Source organism: Pseudogemmobacter hezensis, assembly GCF_013155295.1.
Classification (GTDB): domain Bacteria; phylum Pseudomonadota; class Alphaproteobacteria; order Rhodobacterales; family Rhodobacteraceae; genus Pseudogemmobacter; species Pseudogemmobacter hezensis.
The window spans coordinates 14025-31194 of sequence record NZ_JABJXT010000006.1; the positions used below are offsets into that span (position 1 = coordinate 14025).

The 17170-nt window shown below is 63.9% G+C and carries 13 protein-coding genes and 2 tRNA genes; 11 read left to right on the forward strand and 4 right to left on the reverse strand.

All coding sequences use genetic code 11. From position 1 onward, the window contains the following. Positions 1-9: 9 nt before the first annotated feature. A complete protein-coding gene (locus HOY34_RS08110; protein ID WP_172361693.1) occupies positions 10-993 on the forward strand; it encodes an adenosine kinase in 984 nt (327 codons plus the stop codon). A gap of 183 nt (positions 994-1176) precedes the next feature. Here the strand turns inward: HOY34_RS08110 and HOY34_RS08115 are convergent, their stop codons facing one another. Further along, a complete protein-coding gene (locus tag HOY34_RS08115; protein WP_172361695.1) occupies positions 1177-2412 on the reverse strand; it encodes a zinc ABC transporter substrate-binding protein in 1236 nt (411 codons plus the stop codon). Positions 2413-2482: 70 nt separating this feature from the next. On the opposite strand from HOY34_RS08115, the gene HOY34_RS08120 reads away from it, so the two are divergent. The 5 genes from HOY34_RS08120 to HOY34_RS08140 all read left to right on the forward strand — a co-directional run bounded on the left by HOY34_RS08120 (position 2483) and on the right by HOY34_RS08140 (position 8575). Then, positions 2483-3028, forward strand: coding sequence for a transcriptional repressor (locus tag HOY34_RS08120; protein WP_172361697.1), 546 nt, complete (start codon positions 2483-2485; stop codon positions 3026-3028). After that, the gene (locus HOY34_RS08125) at positions 3025-3816 is read left to right on the forward strand and encodes an ATP-binding cassette domain-containing protein (protein ID WP_172361699.1); all 792 of its coding nucleotides are present in this window, start codon (positions 3025-3027) and stop codon (positions 3814-3816) included. Before HOY34_RS08120 ends, HOY34_RS08125 begins: the two co-directional genes overlap by 4 nt. Next, positions 3809-4600, forward strand: coding sequence for an iron chelate uptake ABC transporter family permease subunit (locus tag HOY34_RS08130; protein WP_172362047.1), 792 nt, complete (start codon positions 3809-3811; stop codon positions 4598-4600). The genes HOY34_RS08125 and HOY34_RS08130 overlap by 8 nt, the downstream gene beginning before the upstream one ends. Before the next feature lie 156 nt (positions 4601-4756). Further along, positions 4757-5827: a hypothetical protein gene (locus HOY34_RS08135; protein WP_172361700.1), complete on the forward strand. Its 1071-nt coding sequence runs from the start codon at positions 4757-4759 to the stop codon at positions 5825-5827. A 246-nt stretch (positions 5828-6073) separates the two neighbouring features. Then, positions 6074-8575 (forward strand): GcvT family protein, encoded by a 2502-nt coding sequence (locus HOY34_RS08140; protein ID WP_172361702.1) that lies wholly within the window; start codon positions 6074-6076, stop codon positions 8573-8575. A gap of 152 nt (positions 8576-8727) precedes the next feature. Here the strand turns inward: HOY34_RS08140 and HOY34_RS08145 are convergent, their stop codons facing one another. Both HOY34_RS08145 and HOY34_RS08150 read right to left on the reverse strand, forming a co-directional pair. After that, entirely contained in the window at positions 8728-9537 is an 810-nt protein-coding gene (locus HOY34_RS08145) for a glycoside hydrolase family 25 protein (RefSeq protein WP_172361704.1), read from the reverse strand. A gap of 85 nt (positions 9538-9622) precedes the next feature. Next, positions 9623-10708: an NAD(P)/FAD-dependent oxidoreductase gene (locus HOY34_RS08150; RefSeq protein ID WP_172361706.1), complete on the reverse strand. Its 1086-nt coding sequence runs from the start codon at positions 10706-10708 to the stop codon at positions 9623-9625. Positions 10709-11015: 307 nt separating this feature from the next. Between HOY34_RS08150 and HOY34_RS08155 the strand changes: the two genes are divergently transcribed. The 5 genes from HOY34_RS08155 (at position 11016) to ychF (ending at position 15489) form a co-directional block, all read left to right on the forward strand. After that, on the forward strand, positions 11016-12632 hold the full coding sequence (locus HOY34_RS08155) for a hypothetical protein (protein ID WP_172361708.1): 1617 nt from the start codon (positions 11016-11018) through the stop codon (positions 12630-12632). Positions 12633-12836: 204 nt separating this feature from the next. Beyond that, on the forward strand, positions 12837-13775 hold the full coding sequence (locus tag HOY34_RS08160) for a pirin family protein (RefSeq protein ID WP_172361710.1): 939 nt from the start codon (positions 12837-12839) through the stop codon (positions 13773-13775). 214 nt (positions 13776-13989) lie between these two features. Next, a tRNA-Asp gene (locus HOY34_RS08165) sits at positions 13990-14066 on the forward strand. 30 nt (positions 14067-14096) lie between these two features. Continuing rightward, positions 14097-14173, forward strand: a tRNA-Asp gene (locus tag HOY34_RS08170). 218 nt (positions 14174-14391) lie between these two features. Further along, positions 14392-15489 (forward strand): redox-regulated ATPase YchF, encoded by a 1098-nt coding sequence (gene ychF, locus HOY34_RS08175; protein ID WP_172361712.1) that lies wholly within the window; start codon positions 14392-14394, stop codon positions 15487-15489. 259 nt (positions 15490-15748) lie between these two features. Here ychF and HOY34_RS08180 read toward each other — a convergent pair whose 3' ends face one another. Continuing rightward, a complete protein-coding gene (locus HOY34_RS08180; RefSeq protein ID WP_172361714.1) occupies positions 15749-17005 on the reverse strand; it encodes an MFS transporter in 1257 nt (418 codons plus the stop codon). Positions 17006-17170 lie beyond the last annotated feature (165 nt).

The following is a 17170-nucleotide window of genomic DNA, read 5'->3' on the forward strand; positions in this document are numbered from 1 at the left end:
GGACAGGTCATGAAGAATTACCAGGTTGTGGGGATCGGCAATGCGATCGTCGACGTGCTTTCCTCCAGCGACGATGCCTTCCTTGCCCGCACCGGGATCGAAAAAGGCATCATGCAGCTGGTCGAGCGCGAGCGCGGCGAGTTCCTCTATGACGCGATGGAAAACCGCCGTGAGGCTCCTGGCGGCTCGGTCGCCAATACGATTGCGGGGCTGGGCAGCCTTGGCCTTTCCACCGCTTTCATCGGGCGGGTGCGCGATGATGCGCTTGGGCAGTTTTACGCGAAAACCATGGCTGAGGGCGGCACCGATTTCGTCAATCCGCCGGTCGCGGGGGGCGAGCTGCCGACCTCGCGCTCGATGATTTTCGTCTCGCCCGATGGCGAGCGCTCGATGAACACCTACCTGGGCATCTCATCCGAGCTGGGGCCCGACGATGTCGCTGATGATGTCGCGGGCGCGGCGGGGATCCTGTTCCTTGAGGGCTATCTTTACGACAAGGATCAGGGCAAGGCCGCCTTTGAGCGCGCCGCGAAACTGACCCGTCAGGCGGGCGGCAAGGCCGGGATCGCGCTTTCCGATCCCTTCTGCGTTGACCGTCACCGCGACAGCTTTCGCGGCCTGGTCAAAGACCTCGATTATGTGATCGGGAATGAGCACGAATGGGCCTCGCTTTATCAGACCGATCTGGATGATGCGCTGGCCCAGGCGGGGCGTGATGCGGGGCTGGTCGTGTGCACGCGCTCGGATGCTGAGGTGATCGTGATCCGGGGCGATCAGCGCGAGGTGGTGCCTGTCACCCGCATCGTGCCGGTTGATGCGACGGGGGCGGGCGATCAGTTCGCGGCGGGTTTCCTTTACGGGCTGGCCACCAATGCCTCGCTTGAGCTGTCGGCGCGGATGGGCTGCGTGGCCGCCGCCGAGGTGATCAGCCATTTCGGCGCCCGCCCCGAGACCGACGTCAAAGCGCTGTTCCGCGCGGCGGGCCTGGTCTGAGGTCCTGGTCTGATACCCAGGTCTGATATCCAAGTCTGGCACTCTGGTCCGACACCCAGGTCTGCGGCGTCACCTTTTTCCATCACAGAAGACAAAAACACGCCGGGCCCTGGGGTCCGGCGTGTTTTTTCTGATTGCCTGATCTGGCCGCCTGATCTGGCCGTCTGATCTGCAGACGGGCGCTCAGGGGGCAACAGGGGCCAGGCAGTCGGCCAGGTTTTGCGCCGTCTCGCGCAGCAGGGTCTCATAAAGATCCGGGCCCGGCCGTATCAGGGTGCCGACCGGATCCAGCGCTGCGCCGATTTTGACACCGCTGTTTTCCGCGACCCGTTCGGCCAGTTTCGGATCCTGACCTGCCTCGGGGAAGAGGCAGACGATCTTGCCTGCCGCAACCTGCGCCTGCAGCTCTGTCAGGTGCCTTGCGCCGGGCGTGCTGGCATCCCCGGGAGAGATCGCCCCGGCTGAGGTCAGGCCGTAATGGGCGACAAAATAGCCATAGGCATCGTGGAAGCTGACAAAGGGCCGATCTGCGACCGGGGCCAGCAGGGCGCGGGCCTGCTGGTCGGCGGCGCTGATTTTTTGGCGGCCAGCCTCGGCATTGGCGGCATAGGTGGCGGCGTTTTCCGGATCGAGGCGCGACAGCTCTGCCGCGATTGCCAGCAGCCAGAGACGGGCATTCTCGGGGTCAAGCCAGGCATGCGGGTCAGTGCCGCTGTGATCATGGCCGTGATGGTCGTCATGGCTGGCGTGATCGTGGCCGTCATCTTCGTCGTGGTCGTGGTCGTGGTCGCTGTGGTCATGATCATGGCCTGCCTTATCTGCGGCATGGCTTTCGTCCTTGTCATGCGCATGATCGTGGCCGTCATGGTCATGGTCATGGTCATGGTCATGGTCATGGTCATGGTCATGGTCATGGTCATGGTCATGGTCATGGTTATGGTCATCGTGCCCGTGATCGTCCCCGTGATCATGCGCAGCATTTTCGGCATAGTTCTGCAGATGGGTGCCCTGTGCCTGCAAAAGCGCCAGCACCGGGCTGCCAGCCGGGCGCAAGGCCAGTGGCTTTTCGATCCAGGGCGTCAGCTCTGGTCCGATCATCACCACCAGATCCGCCTCGCTCAGCGCCACCGCCTGTGAGGGGCGCAGCTGAAAGTGATGCTCGGACGCGCCCGGCTCCAGCAAAAGCTGCGGCTGCCCCAGATCGCCCATCACCTGCGAAACCAGCGCATGCACGGGCGGCACATCGGTGACCACATCCGGCACCTCGGCCAGGGCCGCGCTGCCCATCAGCGCGGCAAATGTCAGCCCCCCGATGGCCGAGCGGGCGGTGACAACGCTGCGGCGCGGGCGCAAAGCCCCGCCCCCCCGCTGGGTGTCGTTTTGAGATCTGGTCCCGGTGAAGGATATGATATAACGCATTGCAAGGGTCTTTCGCCTGAAGAGCGAGTGACCTATATTATGTGATATCATAACACGTCAAGAGGCCAGCATGGCACATGCGCATGATTCCGACTGCCCGGGCTGTCACGTTCCCGCTGCGGCCTTTGCCCGCCATGACCACGACCACTGCGCCCGCGATGTGCTGGTGCGGGCCGATCAGCTGGCAGGGGCCAGCGGGGCGCGGCTGACCCCGGTGCGCCGCCGCGTGCTTGAGATCCTGCTGGAAGAGCATCGCGCCATGGGGGCCTATGATGTGTTGAAACGCCTCGCGGCTGAGGGGTTCGGCAATCAGCCCCCGGTCGCCTATCGGGCGCTTGAATTCCTTGTGGAACAAGGGCTTGCCCATCGCATTCGCCGCCTGAACGCTTTCGCCGCCTGCATGCACCCGGGCGAGGCCCATGCCCCCGCCTTCCTGATCTGCCGCAGCTGCAACAGCGTGGCCGAGGCCCCGGCCGAGCCGGTTCGCGCCGCGCTCGACAGTGCGGCGGCGGATCTGGGCTTTGTGATCGAGCGCTCGACCGTTGAGGCGCTTGGCCTTTGCCCGGCCTGCCTGCAGGCGGAAAAAGCCGGGTCAGCAACCGGGGCAGGCGCATGAACACCCCCCTTTTGCAGGCGCAGAACATCTGCGTCCGGCTGGCTGGCACAGAGATCCTGCACAACGTCGCGCTTTCTATCGCGCCGGGCGAGATCGTGACCATCCTCGGGCCGAATGGCTCTGGCAAATCAACGCTGCTGCGCGCGCTTTTGGGGATCCTGGCCCTGACCCATGGCGAGGTCCGCCGTGCGCCGGGTCTGCGCATCGGCTATGTGCCGCAAAAGCTGATGATCGAGCGCACCATGCCGCTAAGCCTGCGGCGGTTCCTGTCGCTGCCGATGCGGGTCAGTGACGCGCAGGCCGCCAGGGCGCTGGCGCGGGTCGGGCTGGAGGGCAAGGGCGCTTTGCAGATGGCGGCGCTTTCGGGCGGGCAGATGCAGCGGGCGCTGCTGGCCCGCGCCTTGCTCGCCGAGCCGCAGCTGCTGATCCTGGACGAGCCCACCCAGGGCCTGGACCAACCCGGCGAGGCCGCGTTCTACCGTCTGATCGAAGAGGTCCGGGCCGAGACCGGGGCTGCGGTCCTGATGGTCAGCCATGATCTGCATGTGGTCATGGCCGCCAGCGACCGGGTCATTTGTCTGAACGGTCATATCTGTTGCCAGGGCACGCCGCAGGTGGTCTCGGGCGCGCCGGAATACCGGGCGCTGTTCGGGCTGGGCACCAAAGGGGCGCTGGCGCTCTATCGCCATGATCACGACCATGAACACGCCGGCCCGCAGGATCACAACTGCAGCCATGACCACCATCATCACGACCACCACGACCATAAAGGCGCCCCGCATGTTTGACGATCTGGTGACCCGCGCCACGCTGGCGGGGGCGGGGCTTTCGCTGGCGACGGGGCCTTTGGGCTGTTTCGTGATCTGGCGGCGCATGGCTTATTTCGGCGATGCGACCGCGCATGCCGCGATCCTGGGTGTGGCGCTGGCGCTGGCGATGGATCTGCCGGTCACGCTGGGCACGCTGGTTGTGGCGCTGGCGATGGCGGCGACGGTGGCGGGGCTGGCGACGCGCGGCTGGGCGATGGATACCACCCTGGGCGTGCTGTCGCATTCGGCGCTGGCCTTTGGCCTGGTGGCGGTCAGCTATTTCCCGACGGTGCGCAGTGATCTCTCGGTCTGGCTTTTCGGCGATATTCTTGCGGTCGGGCGCGGGGATCTGATGTGGATCTGGATCGGCGCCGGGCTGGTGGCGGCGCTGATCGCCTGGCGCTGGCAGGCGCTGCTGACGGCGACGCTGAATGAGGATCTGGCGCAGTCGTCGGGCCTGAACCCCGCCCGCGAGCGGCTGGTACTGGTGATCGCGCTGGCGGTGGTGGTGGCCGTGGCGCTGAAGCTGGTGGGCGCATTGCTGATCGCGGCGATGCTGATCATCCCGGCGGCGGCGGCGCGCTGGCTTTCCCGCGGGCCAGAGGCGATGGCGCTGCTGGCGGTGCTGATCTCTGTGATCTCGGTGGTGCTGGGGCTGCAGCTGTCGCTTTGGCAGGACACGCCGGCCGGGCCCTCGGTCATCGTGGCGGCGGCGGGGATTTTCGCCGTGCTGGGGCTGGTTTTCGGCCGCAGCCGGGGGTGATTGGGCAATTGGGTGGGGCAGATTTCACCTGATCCCTTTCAGATCCCTGGGTCAGATCCCCGAATGCTGCCGCAGCTTTGCCCGAGACCTGCCCAAATTGCCGCTTAATCTTATGCGGCCAGGCGATTGGTGTCTGGCTGTTCACAAGAGATATCTATGCGGGTCATCAACTTCCTCGTCGGCGTCGTGCTGCCAGCGGCTGCCTTTATCGCCTGGCTCTGGTTCGCCCATACAAAGGCCAATGAGACCAATACCGCCCTTGGCCTGCCCGAGGACAGTTTTGGCAAATATGCCCTGGGCTGGCTGGGCAGCTTTACCAAAAGTGAAACCGGCTTTGAGACGCTGCTGCCCGCGACGCCGGATGGCTGGACGACCCGCACCCTGAGCAATGCCGATGTTGCGGCCCTGACGGAAGAGAGCGGCCTTGATCTGCTTTTGCCAAAACTGCTGCCAGAGCCGCTTGAGGTTGACGGCAAGGTGCCCCCGGGTCAGCTGAGCGAGTTGCGCAGCGGCTGGGGCGGCCCCAAAGGGGTGGTTATCCTTGGCCTGTCGCGCCTCGACGATACGTTTTTCACCACGCCTGACGGGCTTGAGACGCTGGCCCTGCGCCAGGAAGCGCTGGCCCGGATCGCGCAAAAGCCGCTGCTGAATATCGCCGGACTTGCGATCAATGAGGTGACGGTATCGCCAGAGGTGCCCGCGCGTCTGCTGCTGGCCGATCTTGGGCAGCAGATCACGCTGCGGCTGGTGGCCCCGAAAACGATGAGCGACCAGGAGTTGCGCGATTTCCTTTCGACGCTGAATGTTGCGGGGCTGAATGCGCTGCTGGTCAGCCCGATTTCCGGCATGGGCGAGGTGGCGGTTGCCGGGCAGAAGGTGGCGCTGCTGACCGATCCCGCCGCAACTGATGCTGCAGCCGGGGCGGGCGAGGCCGAGGCCGCGCTTGCACTGGCCGAGGCGCAAGAGGGCTTTGCACGTGAAGAGGCGCGGATCGCAGAACTGCGGGCCGCCATCGTCAAAAATGCCAGGGATGAGGCCGCCGCTGCCGCCGCCAAAAATGGCGAGGGCGCAGAAGACCAGGCCCCCGGCGTCGGCATCCGGCGCGGTATCGGCGACGACTCGGGTCGCAGCACATTGAAAACCAATGGCAGCACTGGTTTTAACAGCGGCTGCGAAGAGGTTGGCGGGCGCAAAGTTTGTGGCGTGATCCCGCGCGTGGCAGAGTGATGCCCGCGCTGCCCCTCTGCTCTGCCTGACCGCTTGGTCCGCGAGACCAAAGCCTGGCGACCAGGGCTGGCAGGCTGTTTGCAAAGGATTTGCGCCCATGTCGTTTTTTGACGCTATCGGTCGCGCGGCGTAGCCCTGCGCGGCCTGTCTCTGGCACAAAGGTTGGCAAGCGACAGGCTGCGGCAGATCCCGCGTCAGTCACCCTGCACAATTGCCCTGCCAAATCACTCCGCCGGAGAAGCCCTGATGAAAACCCATGTCAAAGCCCTTGTCGTCGGCGGCGGTGCCGTAGGCACCTCAATCGCCTATCACCTGCAGAAAGCCGGATGGGAGACGATGCTGGTCGAGCGCGACGAGCTGACCTCTGGCTCGACCTGGCATGCGGCGGGGCTGTTGCCTTTGTTCAACATGGGCTATGCCACCACGCATATCCACAAATACTCGGTCGATTTCTACAAAGGGCTTGAGGCTGAGACGGGTCTGAACGCAGGCTTTTCGGTCTGCGGCAACCTGCGCATGGCGCAGACCAAAGACCGGATGGATGAGTATATGCTCTATTCCTCGGTCGCGGAAACGGCGGGGGTTTACCATGAATTCCTCAGCCCCGCGCAGATGAAAGAGCGCTGGCCGCTGCTGAATACCGAGGATCTGATCGGCGCGCTCTTCCATCCGCAGGACGGCTATATCAATCCCGCCGATGTGACCCAGGCCATGGCCAAAGGGGCGCGTCAGCTGGGCGTGACGATCGAGCGCAAGATCCAGGTTGATGGCTATCGCTGGACAGGCTCGGAATGGGTCGTTTCCGTCACCAAAATGGCCGATGTCGGCGGCAATCTGGTGCCGACCGAAGAGAAATATGAGATCCACGCCGAGCATGTCGTCACCGCAACCGGCAACCACTCGCAGCGCACGGCGCGCCTTCTGGGCATCAAGATCCCGGCAATCCCGGTCGAGCATCAGTTCATCGTGACCGAGCCAGACCCCGCGCTGGTCAAATGGCGCGAGGCCGGTAACCCGGAACACCCGGTCCTGCGCGATGCCGATGCGAAATGGTATGTCCGCGAAGAGCGCGGCGGCTGGATCCTTGGCCCCTATGAGCGCGGCGCGCCCGCCCGCTTCCCCTACGGCGTGCCCGACAGCTTCCGCGCTGACCTCTTCCCGCTGGATCTTGAACGGATCGAGGCGGAATATATGTCGATGATCCACCGCCTGCCGACCTCAGAAGTGGTTGGTCTGAAAGACGATTTCAACGGCCCGATCTGCTACACGCCTGACGGCAACCCGCTGGTCGGCCCGGCCCCTGGCCTGCGCAATATGTGGCTGGCCGAGGGCTTTTCCTTCGGGATCACGGCAGCAGGCGGCACCGGCTATTACCTCGCGCAGATGATGGTCAATGGCGAGGCCGAGATCGACATGGCGTCCCTTGATCCCAAACGCTACGGGTCCTGGATGACCACCGAATATGCGGTGAAGAAGAATGAGGAATGCTATGAGCATGTCTTCATCCTTCACCACCCCGATGAAGAGCGCGAAGCGGCCCGCCCCCTGCGCACCGCCCCCGCCTATGACCGCCAGCTGGCGCTTGGCGCGCAAATGGGCCAGGTGAACGGATGGGAGCGCCCGAATTACTACGGCCCCCTGGATGCCCCCGCCGATTTCGACCACAACTCCCGCAGCTTCCGCCGCGGCGCCTGGTGGGAATATGCCGAACGCGAGGCGAAAGCCGTGCGCGAGACCTGCGGCATCATCGACGCCTCGGCCTTCACCAAGCACCTGGTGCGCGGCCCGGGTGCGACCGCCTTCCTTGACCACTTCACCTGCAACAAGCTGCCGAAAGTTGGCCGCATCAATCTGACCTATGCGCTGACCGAGGCCGGGACCACCCGCACCGAATACACCATCGTGCGGCTCTCTGAGAACGAGTATTACCTGATCTCCGCCGGCGCCTGGACCGCCTATGACGCCGACTTCCTGCACAAAGCGGCCGAGGATTTCATCGCCGGGGGCGGCGGCCACCTCGACATCCATGACATCACCACGCAATGGGGTGTCTTTGCCCTGGCAGGCCCGACCGCCCGCGCGATTCTCAATGAAGTTGTGAAAGACGCGACCCCGGAAACGGTGCTCTCGAACAAGCGCTTCCCCTGGCTTTCCTACCGCGACATCGAGTTGGGCATGTGCCCGGTCCGCGCGATCCGTGTGGCCTATACCGGCGAGCTCGGCTGGGAGCTGCACTACCCGATCGAATTTGGCCGCTACCTCTGGGATCTGCTGATCGAGGCGGGCAAAAAGCACGGCCTCACCCCGGTCGGCGCCCGCGCCCAGAACTGGCTGCGCCAGGAGAAGAGCTACCGCGCTTTCGGCACCGAACTTGGCCGTGATGCCACTCCGCTTGAGGCCGCGCTGGATCGCTTTGTCGATCTGGAGAAAGACTTCCGCGGCAAACAGGCGATGCTCGACACCGGGATTCGTGCCAAGTGCGTGACGGTGCTGATCGACGGCCCCTCGGATACCGATCCCTGGGGCAAAGAGGCTATCTTGCTCAATGGCGAGAAGGTGGGCCGCCTGACCTCGGGTGGTTGGTCGGTGGTCTTCGGAAAACAGATCGGGATGGGCTATGTCCGCCCCGATCTGGCTGAGGTCGGCACAAAGCTGAAGGTGAAAATGTTGTTGAAAGAGTGGGATGCTGTCGTGGTCGAGGACAGCCCCCACGACCCGACCAATATGCGCATCCGCGTCGACGGTTGAGCCTTGTGACTGGCGTCCGGGGCTCTGCCCCGGGCCCCGGGATATTTTCAGACAGATGAAAACCCAAAGGGCCGCCCCGTAAGATCTGGGCGGCCTTTTCATCTGTCCTTAAGTATCCCGGGGGTGCGGGGGCTGGCCCCCGCCTCACAAGGTTACGGCGCGCGCGCGGCCAGCCAGGCGTTCCACTGACTGGCATTGCCCTCGAATACATTGATATCGACCTGACCCGGGATCCCCGGCACCAGCCCCGTCGAGGTGTATTGCCAGAACAGCCAATGCTGGCCGTTGTAGAGATCCTGCGGATGTTTGGCGACGGCGCGCAGCCAGAAATCGGCACCTGAGACCTTCCACATCTGATTGTCCTCAAAGAAGTCAATCGAGGTGTAGAGAATCGGTTTCTGGCGGTAATGGCGGGTCAGGATGTCGATGAATATCCGCGCATCCTCACGGATGACCGAGGCCTCGCGCCGCGTTGTGCAGGTGGGCGAGAACGGTGTCCATTCCATATCCAGCACCGGCGGCAAGCCGCCTGGAACTTTGGGCACATGGCGGATGAACCAGCGGGCCTGTTCGGCGGCGGACCGGCAATGGTAATAGAAGTGATAGGCCCCACGGCGCACGCCCGCCTGGCCTGCGCCGCGCCAGTGATCCTCAAACATCGGATCGACGCGGTCACCGCCCTCGGTCGCTTTGATGAAAGCGAAATTCACCCCATTCGCGCGTGCCGTCGCCCAGTCGACCCCGGTCTGATAACGGGCCACGTCAATCCCGTGCACGGCATAGGCCTGCGGCGGGCGGCCGCCCCAGTTTTCAATCGGCTTTGCGTCGCCGAAATTGGGGGCCGCAACCACTGTCGCGGCCATGGGGCCAGCGGGGCGGGCCGCAGGTTTTTCACGAGAGACCTGGCCGCCACAGGCGGCAAGGGTCAGGCTGAGGGCAAGGCTGATCATGGTGCGTTTCATGCGCCGGATCGTCGCCGATCCTGGCCCTGCTGTCACCTGGGCAATGCCTGGCCTGCGTGCCTTTTTGCCGCAAGTCGTTTGCGCCTCAGAGAAAGCGATCCGGCGAAAGCGCCGCGACCAGCGGCTGCGCCAGATCGGGTGTCTGACCCAGCAAAAGATCAGCGGCAAGACGGCTGGCGGCTGGTGCGGTCTGGAACCCATAGCCCCCCTGGCCTGCCAGCCAGAAGAAGCCCGCATCCCCCGGCGCAAAGCCGATCACCGGCACCCGGTCGGGCGCGAAGGTGCGCAGCCCGGCCCAGTTCGCCAGCAGGCGGGTAACGGGCTCGGTCACGAATTCCTCATAGCGGGCAAGGCCTTCGGCCAGAACCATGTCATCGGCCCAGGCGTCATGGGGCGCGTCAACCGCATCCTCTTCGGCGGGGGAAACGATCAGCGCCCCGGCATCGGGCTTCATATACCAGCTTTCCGCAGGGCCAAAAACCATCGGCCATTTGCTGACATCCAGGCCCTCAGGCGCCGGGATTCGCGCCATCGAACGGCGCAGCGGCGCAAATCCGGGCGAGGAGACCCCCGCCAGGGCCGCCACCTGATCCACCCAGGCCCCGGCGGCATTGATCAGGATGCGGCCCTCAGCCTCGCCACCTGGCCAGCTGACATGCCAGCCTTCGGGGACGCGGTTGATCTGGCTGACCCTGGTCTTTACGCGGATCTCTGTGCCCGCAGCCCGGGCCTCACGGGCGAAGTTCTGCAGCAAAAGATCGGTGTCGATATCCTCGGCCGCCGTTGAAAGCGCCGCCAGTGTGACCCGCTCCCCGCGCAGGATCGGCACCATCTGCCGCGCCTCATCGGGGGGGATCTGCTGCATCTCCATCGTCTCGCGGTCGTGATGAAAGGCCTGGGCCTCGGCCTCGCCGGCCACCATCAACAGCCCGCGCGGGCTGAGGATGCCAGGCTGGCCGCGAAACCAGGCCTCTGACGCCTTTGACAGCCCGACCACCGCCGGATGCCCGTAATTCGGCTCGTATAGCGCGGCAGAGCGGCCCGAGGCATGATGCGCGAGGCTCTCTTCCTGCTCAAGAACCAGCACCCGCCCGGCCGCTTTTTCCGCCAGCCGCGCCGCAAGGGAAATGCCTGCAATGCCACCGCCGATGATGATGAAATCGTATGCCATGGTCCCTCTGGTTTGCTGCAGGCGCCGCGCGGGGCCTGGTTCGGGGCCTGGTCTGGATGAGGCCCGGCTTTGATTAGGCATTGTTTCCACGCCTTCGCAAGTGGGCCAATCCAGGCGAGAATTGCGGCGCAGCCAGCGGCTGAATTAACCAGTGACCAATTCTTGTATTCTGCACCAGGCGGATTCGTATTAACCTTTTGTTAACTTTGGGCGCGAATCGCGGCCCGAAGCCGTTTGTATCCTGTTTCTGCGGCGCGCCTGGGCGGGCCGTCCTGTTGTAACCAGTTCCGCATTGGTTGTGTGTATCGTGGCAGATTTTCCCGCCGGTCAGCCTTCGCTGATCATCCATATCGGTCCGCATAAGACCGGCTCGACCTCGATCCAGGGCATGCTGCATCAGAATGCGGCGCTGCTGAAATCGGCCGGGGTCGTTACCCTGGCAGGCGAGCTGCCCTCAAAAGCCGGAAAAGCCGTTGAATCCAGGGATTTCGACTCTGCCAAAGGGCTTTTGTCGCTGATCGAGGATCAGATCGCCCGCAGCACAGCCCCGGTCACCATCCTCTCGCAGGAGGATTTCGCCGGCGATATGTTCGGGCGGCGCAATGCGACCCAGATCTATCCGACGCTGGTTAAAAACATCCGCATCATGTCGCGGATCTTCGCCCGCCATCGCCCGGTTTTCGTGTTCTTTCGCCGTGATGAGACCGAGTGGCTGCAAAGCTGCTATGCCCAGCATCTGCGCTATCGCAACAAATTCTCAAGCTTTGAGACATTCGCCGCAGCGGTGCAGGGGTTTTCCTGGGATGATATTCTGGGCAAGGTTCAGGAAAATTTCCCGGACAGCTTTTTCGTCGAGGATTATCGGAAAGAGCCCGAACATGGCGTCACCCGGCTCTTGTCCTATGCGGGTTTCACCGCCTTGCCGCAGGGGTTTGATACCAGCGCAAAGGCCCGCAACACCTCATTGCCGCCGGCGATGCTGCGCCGATTCGAGCGGTTGAACCGCTTTGCCGATATCCCGAAACTGCTGCCGGTCTACAAAGAGCGTCTGCTGGCGGCGGCGGCGACGGCAACAGAAAACGCGCCTGTTGTCCCGGAAGGGCGTAATCCGCAATGGCCCCCCGCGCCAGGCGGCACCGCCCCGGGCCTTGAGGCGCTGTCAAAGCGGGCGGCAGAGCGGGTTGGTACCCATACCGACGTTGCCGATATGCTGCCCGATCCGGCTGTCGATCTGGCGGCAATGGGGGCGCGCAGCCTGCCCGATGACGCGCAGATGCCTGCCGCCGGGCGGGCCGATATGCGCGACCAGGCCGGGATCCTGCGCTATCACCTGCGCGGCCGCAGCGAGCTGGCCTGGACCACTGCGCTTTGCATCTCTTATCTGCGCCGCGACACGCAGCTGACCGAGAAGGCCCGCGACCTTTTCCATCGGATCTGGCGCGAAGAGGGGCAAAACCTGGTGGCCGAATTCAGCACCCGCTGGCTGATTTCCAACCTGCAGACCTTCCTCGACCACGGCCGCAATGAGGCGCAGCGGCTGATCGGCGGCATCGGCTATTTCTACGCCAATATGATGAAGATCTATGAGGGCGAGCGGGCCATTGAGGGCATCGACGCGGATGCGACCTATGCCGGGCCCGAGCCGCAGACGAAAAGCGGCTTTCGCGGCATGGACCGCTATACCCTGGGCGGCACGGATCTTTTGCTGAACACCAATGCGCTGGCGCTGAGCTATGCGCAGATGGATCCGGTGGCGGGGCCCATTCTCGAAGAGCTGCTTTTGCGGGTAAAACACAGCCATTCGGTGTTTTCGCGCAACGATCAGAGCCGGGCACGCCTCGGCGCGTCGCAGCCCGGGTTCCAGAATACCTGGACCTTCTTTGAAGAGGTGCAGCCCCCTGTGGCATCCGGTCAGGCCAGCTGATTTTCGGGGCTGGTCCGGGGGGCTGGTCCGGGGCTGATCTGTGGGGCGGCAGGGCAGGCCAGGCGGGTCTGTGCATTTCTGAACAGGCGCGACGCAGGTTGCAAAGGATGAAATCCGCCGGGATTGCGGTTAGCTTCATGCCATAGCAGCAAGCCCGCCCGATCATCGGATGCATCGGGGCCGGGTCTCGCCAGGGAGAATAGCATGAGTTGGAACCCCGCCCTCGATCCCTCGATTCCGATCGGTGACCAGGTTGACACGATCGAGACGGTGATCGTGCCGCGCGCCCGTGATCTGGGCGGATTTGAGGTGCGCCGCGCTTTGCCCTCGGTGCAGCGGCAAATGGTTGGCCCTTTTATCTTTTTCGACCAGATGGGCCCGGCAGAATTCCTGACAGGGCAGGGGATAGACGTCCGCCCGCACCCCCATATCGGGCTGGGCACCGTGACCTATCTGATGAAGGGCAAGCTGCATCACCGTGACAGTCTTGGCACCGACCAGTGGATCGAGCCGGGCGCGGTCAACTGGATGATGGCGGGTCATGGCATCACCCATTCCGAGCGCACCGATGGCGAGGCCCGCAAGGCCCCGCTGACGATGTTCGGCCTGCAGACCTGGCTTGCAGTCCCCAAAGACCGCGAGGATGATCCCGCCGCCTTTATTCATGTCGGCAAACCCGAGCTGCCCGAACTGGAGGGCGAGGGCAAACAGGTGCGGCTGATCCTCGGCGAGGCCTGGGGCGCGCGGATGCCGCTGGCGATGCCGTCAGAGGTTTTCTACGCCGATGCCATCCTGCAGCCCGGCGCTTCCATCCCCTTGCCCGACAATCATGAAGATCGCGGCGTCTATATCCTGACCGGCTCGGTGATCTCGGGCGGCCAAAGCTATGAGGCGGGCCGGATGCTGGTGTTCCGCCCCGGTGACCAGGTATCGGTCAAAGCGGGCGAAGCGGGGGCGCGGCTGATGCTGCTGGGCGGCGCGACGATGGATGGGCCGCGTTATATCTGGTGGAATTTCGTCGCCTCGTCGAAAGACCGCATCGCCGCCGCGAAAGAGGCCTGGCGGGCGGGCGACTGGGCGCATGGCCGTTTCAGCCTGCCGCCCGATGACAATCACGAGTTCATCCCCGCCCCCGACACCTGAGCGGAGAACCGGGCCCGATAGCACCCCCAATAACGCCCCCCGATACATCCTTGTCGGGGGGAACTATGGGGCCGATTACAGGGGCAAATTAACCGGGTTTGGGTGGCGCGTAAAAAGGATGTGAAAATTCCGCATTGTGGCGCTTGACGGGGGGCGATCCCCCCGCTATCTAGCCCCCACGCCCGGTTCGCCGGGAAAACAAGAGACCAAAAGCGCGGTTGTAGCTCAGTCGGTTAGAGTACCGGCCTGTCACGCCGGGGGTCGCGGGTTCGAGCCCCGTCAACCGCGCCACTTGTTTTCCTGCTGATCCGTTGCGCCAGCGCGGTTGTAGCTCAGTCGGTTAGAGTACCGGCCTGTCACGCCGGGGGTCGCGGGTTCGAGCCCCGTCAACCGCGCCACTTTCTTCCCTGATGAAATCAGATGCAGATATAGACGCAAGACGCGCCTGTCCTTGCATGTCCGGATGTCTCTGATGCCAGTTTTGCATCAGCCCACCGCCAGCCCACCGCCGCGAAAGCGCGGATTATGCCACCGCAACCGCCCCATCCCCGGCATCTTCCTTGATCCCGCGCCCGCAACCGTCTAACTGGCGGCCAGCAGCTTATGGAGGGCCGATATGGGCTTTAAGATGGGAATTGTCGGCCTGCCGAATGTGGGGAAGTCCACACTCTTCAACGCGCTGACGAAAACGGCGGCCGCCCAGGCGGCGAACTTCCCCTTTTGCACCATCGAGCCGAACGTCGGCGAGGTCGCGGTCCCCGATGCGCGGCTGGGCAAACTGGCGGCGATTGCGGGTTCAAAGCAGATCATCCCGGCGCGGATGACCTTTGTCGATATCGCAGGCCTCGTGCGCGGCGCCTCGAAAGGCGAGGGGCTGGGCAATCAGTTCCTGGCCAATATCCGCGAATGTGACGCCATCGCCCATGTGCTGCGCTGCTTTGAGGATGGCGACATCACCCATGTCGAGGGCCGGATTGACCCCGTGGCCGATGCCGAGACCATCGAGACCGAGCTGATGCTGGCCGACCTGGAATCGATCGAGCGTCGCCGCGCCAATCTCGCCCGCAAGATCAAAGGCAATGACAAAGACGCCGCCGACCAGGACCGCCTGCTGGCGCTGGCGCAAAAGGCGCTGGAAGATGGCCAGCCTGCCCGCGTGGTGAAAGTCTCGGAAGATGACGCCCGCGCCTGGAGCCTTTTGCAACTGCTGACCGCCAAACCCGTGCTTTACGTCTGCAATGTCGAGGAAACCTCGGCCGAAAGCGGCAATAGCCAATCCGCCCGTGTCGCCGAGATGGCGGCAAAGCAGGGGGCGGGTACCGTGGTGATTTCGGCCCGTATCGAAGAGGAAATCGCGCAGCTTCCCGATGAGGATGCGGCGGCCTTCCTTGAGGAAATGGGCCTGCAAGAGGCGGGCCTCGACCGTCTGATCCGTGCGGGCTACGCGCTTTTGGGCCTGCAGACCTATTTCACCATCGGCCCGAAAGAGGCCCGCGCCTGGACGATCCTGAAGGGCATGCTGGCGCCCCAGGCCGCCGGGGTGATCCATGGCGATTTCGAGAAGGGCTTCATCCGCGCCGAAACCATCGGCTATGAAGACTATATCGCAGGCAAGGGCGAGGCCGGCGCAAAAGAGGCTGGCAAGTTCCGGGTCGAAGGCAAGACCTATGAGGTGAAGGACGGCGACGTCCTGCACTTCCTCTTTAACGCCTGATCCCTATCCGGAAAATCGGCAGCATCGCCTTGTCATGTGACAGGGCGATGCCCCCCCTGCGGCAGCCTTTTCTCCTGTCTGACAATATCCCGGGGGGTGAGCTGCATCGCAGCGAGGGGGCGAGCAGCCCCCTTTTTACGTCAGACCAGGCTCACGCCGCCCGAGGCTCAGAGACAGCTCACGCCGCCCGAGGCTCAGTGCCGGCTCACGCCGCCCGAGGCTTAGTGTCGGCTCACGCCGCCTGAGGCTCAGTTCCGGCTCACGCCGCCTGGGGGCTCAGCCTCGGCTCACGGATCGGCAGATGCACCAGCGCCGAGAAGGCGCCAACCCCAACCCCGATCCACCAGACCAGATCGTAATTGCCGTTCAGATCATACATCTTCCCGCCCAGCCAGACGCCCAAGAAACCGCCGATCTGGTGGGACAGGAACACAAATCCGTAAAGCGTGCCCATATAGCGCAGCCCCCAAAGATGCGCGACCAGGCCTGATGTCAGCGGCACCGTCGCCAGCCACAGCGACCCCATCACCGCTGAAAAGACCAGCACCGAGAGCGGCGTGATCGGCAGCAGGAAGAACACCGCAGCCGCAATCGTGCGCAGCACATAGATGCCGCAAAGCAGGTATTTCTTGCTCCATCTTTTGCCCAGCCAGCCCGCCAGGACCGTGCCGACGATATTGAAAAGCCCGATCACCGCAATCGAGACCGCCCCAAGCGCTGAGGTCGTGGTGATTCCGATCATCGCCAGAAAACCTGACGGGTCTATCGCGCCGCAAAAATCGGTCACGAAGGCCGGGAAATGCGCGGTGATAAAGGCCAGCTGATAGCCGCAAGAGAAGAACCCCAGGAAAATCAGCGTATAGGACGGGTCTTTGAAGGCGCGCTTCAGCACCGTGCCGAGGCTTTCCTCCAGCTCGGCCTTGCTGGCCACATGCGCCGAGCGGATGAAGGGCAACGCGAACAGCGTCAGCAAAACCACCCCGGCAAAAATCACAAAGACCCATTGCCAGGAATAGAATTGCAGCAGGAATTCGGCCATGGGTGCGCCGAAAACCTGCCCCGCCGAGCCTGCCGCCGTGCCGATCCCAAGCGCCATCGAGCGATGCTCGGGCGCGGCAGCGCGGCCGACGATGGCCAGAATCACCCCAAACCCGGTGCCCGCAATGCCAAAGCCGATCACGATGGCCAGCCATTGATGCTGCCATGGCTCGGTTGAAAGCGCCGTCAGCACCAGGCCAAGCGCGTAAAGAAGCGCGCCAAGGATGATCGCACGACGGTCGCCGAATTTCTCGGCCACCGCCCCGAACAGCGGCTGCCCGATCCCCCAGGCCAGGTTCTGGATGGCAATGGCCAGGCTGAACTCACTGCGGGCCCAGCCGAACTCGGCAGCGACAGGGATCTGAAACACCCCGAAAGAGGCGCGGATCGCAAAGCCGATCATCAGAATGAAAGAGCCGGCGATCAGCACCGGCGTCATCAGGGGGGCCCTTGCCGGGCTGGCAGTGTTCGGGGTCATAAAGGTGCCTTCTCTTCGCGTGCCCGACCCTGGGCCAGCCCCCGGATCGCGTCAAATGATGAATTGTGATGCATACAACTGCCCTCGCCCGGCGACCTGTGGCGCCGCCCCGTGATCCCCATCGCCATCGGGATAAAACCGCGCCATGATGGGGCATCATCTGGC

Coding starts and splice junctions, on each gene's coding strand:
- HOY34_RS08150 (WP_172361706.1), bottom strand. CDS start 10,708: ATGGCATACGATTTCATCATCATCGGCGGTGGCATTGCAGGCATTTCC.
- HOY34_RS08120 (WP_172361697.1), top strand. CDS start 2,483: ATGGCACATGCGCATGATTCCGACTGCCCGGGCTGTCACGTTCCCGCT.
- HOY34_RS08160 (WP_172361710.1), top strand. CDS start 12,837: ATGAGTTGGAACCCCGCCCTCGATCCCTCGATTCCGATCGGTGACCAG.
- HOY34_RS08130 (WP_172362047.1), top strand. CDS start 3,809: ATGTTTGACGATCTGGTGACCCGCGCCACGCTGGCGGGGGCGGGGCTT.
- HOY34_RS08180 (WP_172361714.1), bottom strand. CDS start 17,005: ATGACCCCGAACACTGCCAGCCCGGCAAGGGCCCCCCTGATGACGCCG.
- HOY34_RS08145 (WP_172361704.1), bottom strand. CDS start 9,537: ATGAAACGCACCATGATCAGCCTTGCCCTCAGCCTGACCCTTGCCGCC.
- HOY34_RS08115 (WP_172361695.1), bottom strand. CDS start 2,412: ATGCGTTATATCATATCCTTCACCGGGACCAGATCTCAAAACGACACC.
- ychF (WP_172361712.1), top strand. CDS start 14,392: ATGGGCTTTAAGATGGGAATTGTCGGCCTGCCGAATGTGGGGAAGTCC.
- HOY34_RS08125 (WP_172361699.1), top strand. CDS start 3,025: ATGAACACCCCCCTTTTGCAGGCGCAGAACATCTGCGTCCGGCTGGCT.
- HOY34_RS08140 (WP_172361702.1), top strand. CDS start 6,074: ATGAAAACCCATGTCAAAGCCCTTGTCGTCGGCGGCGGTGCCGTAGGC.
- HOY34_RS08110 (WP_172361693.1), top strand. CDS start 10: ATGAAGAATTACCAGGTTGTGGGGATCGGCAATGCGATCGTCGACGTG.
- HOY34_RS08135 (WP_172361700.1), top strand. CDS start 4,757: ATGCGGGTCATCAACTTCCTCGTCGGCGTCGTGCTGCCAGCGGCTGCC.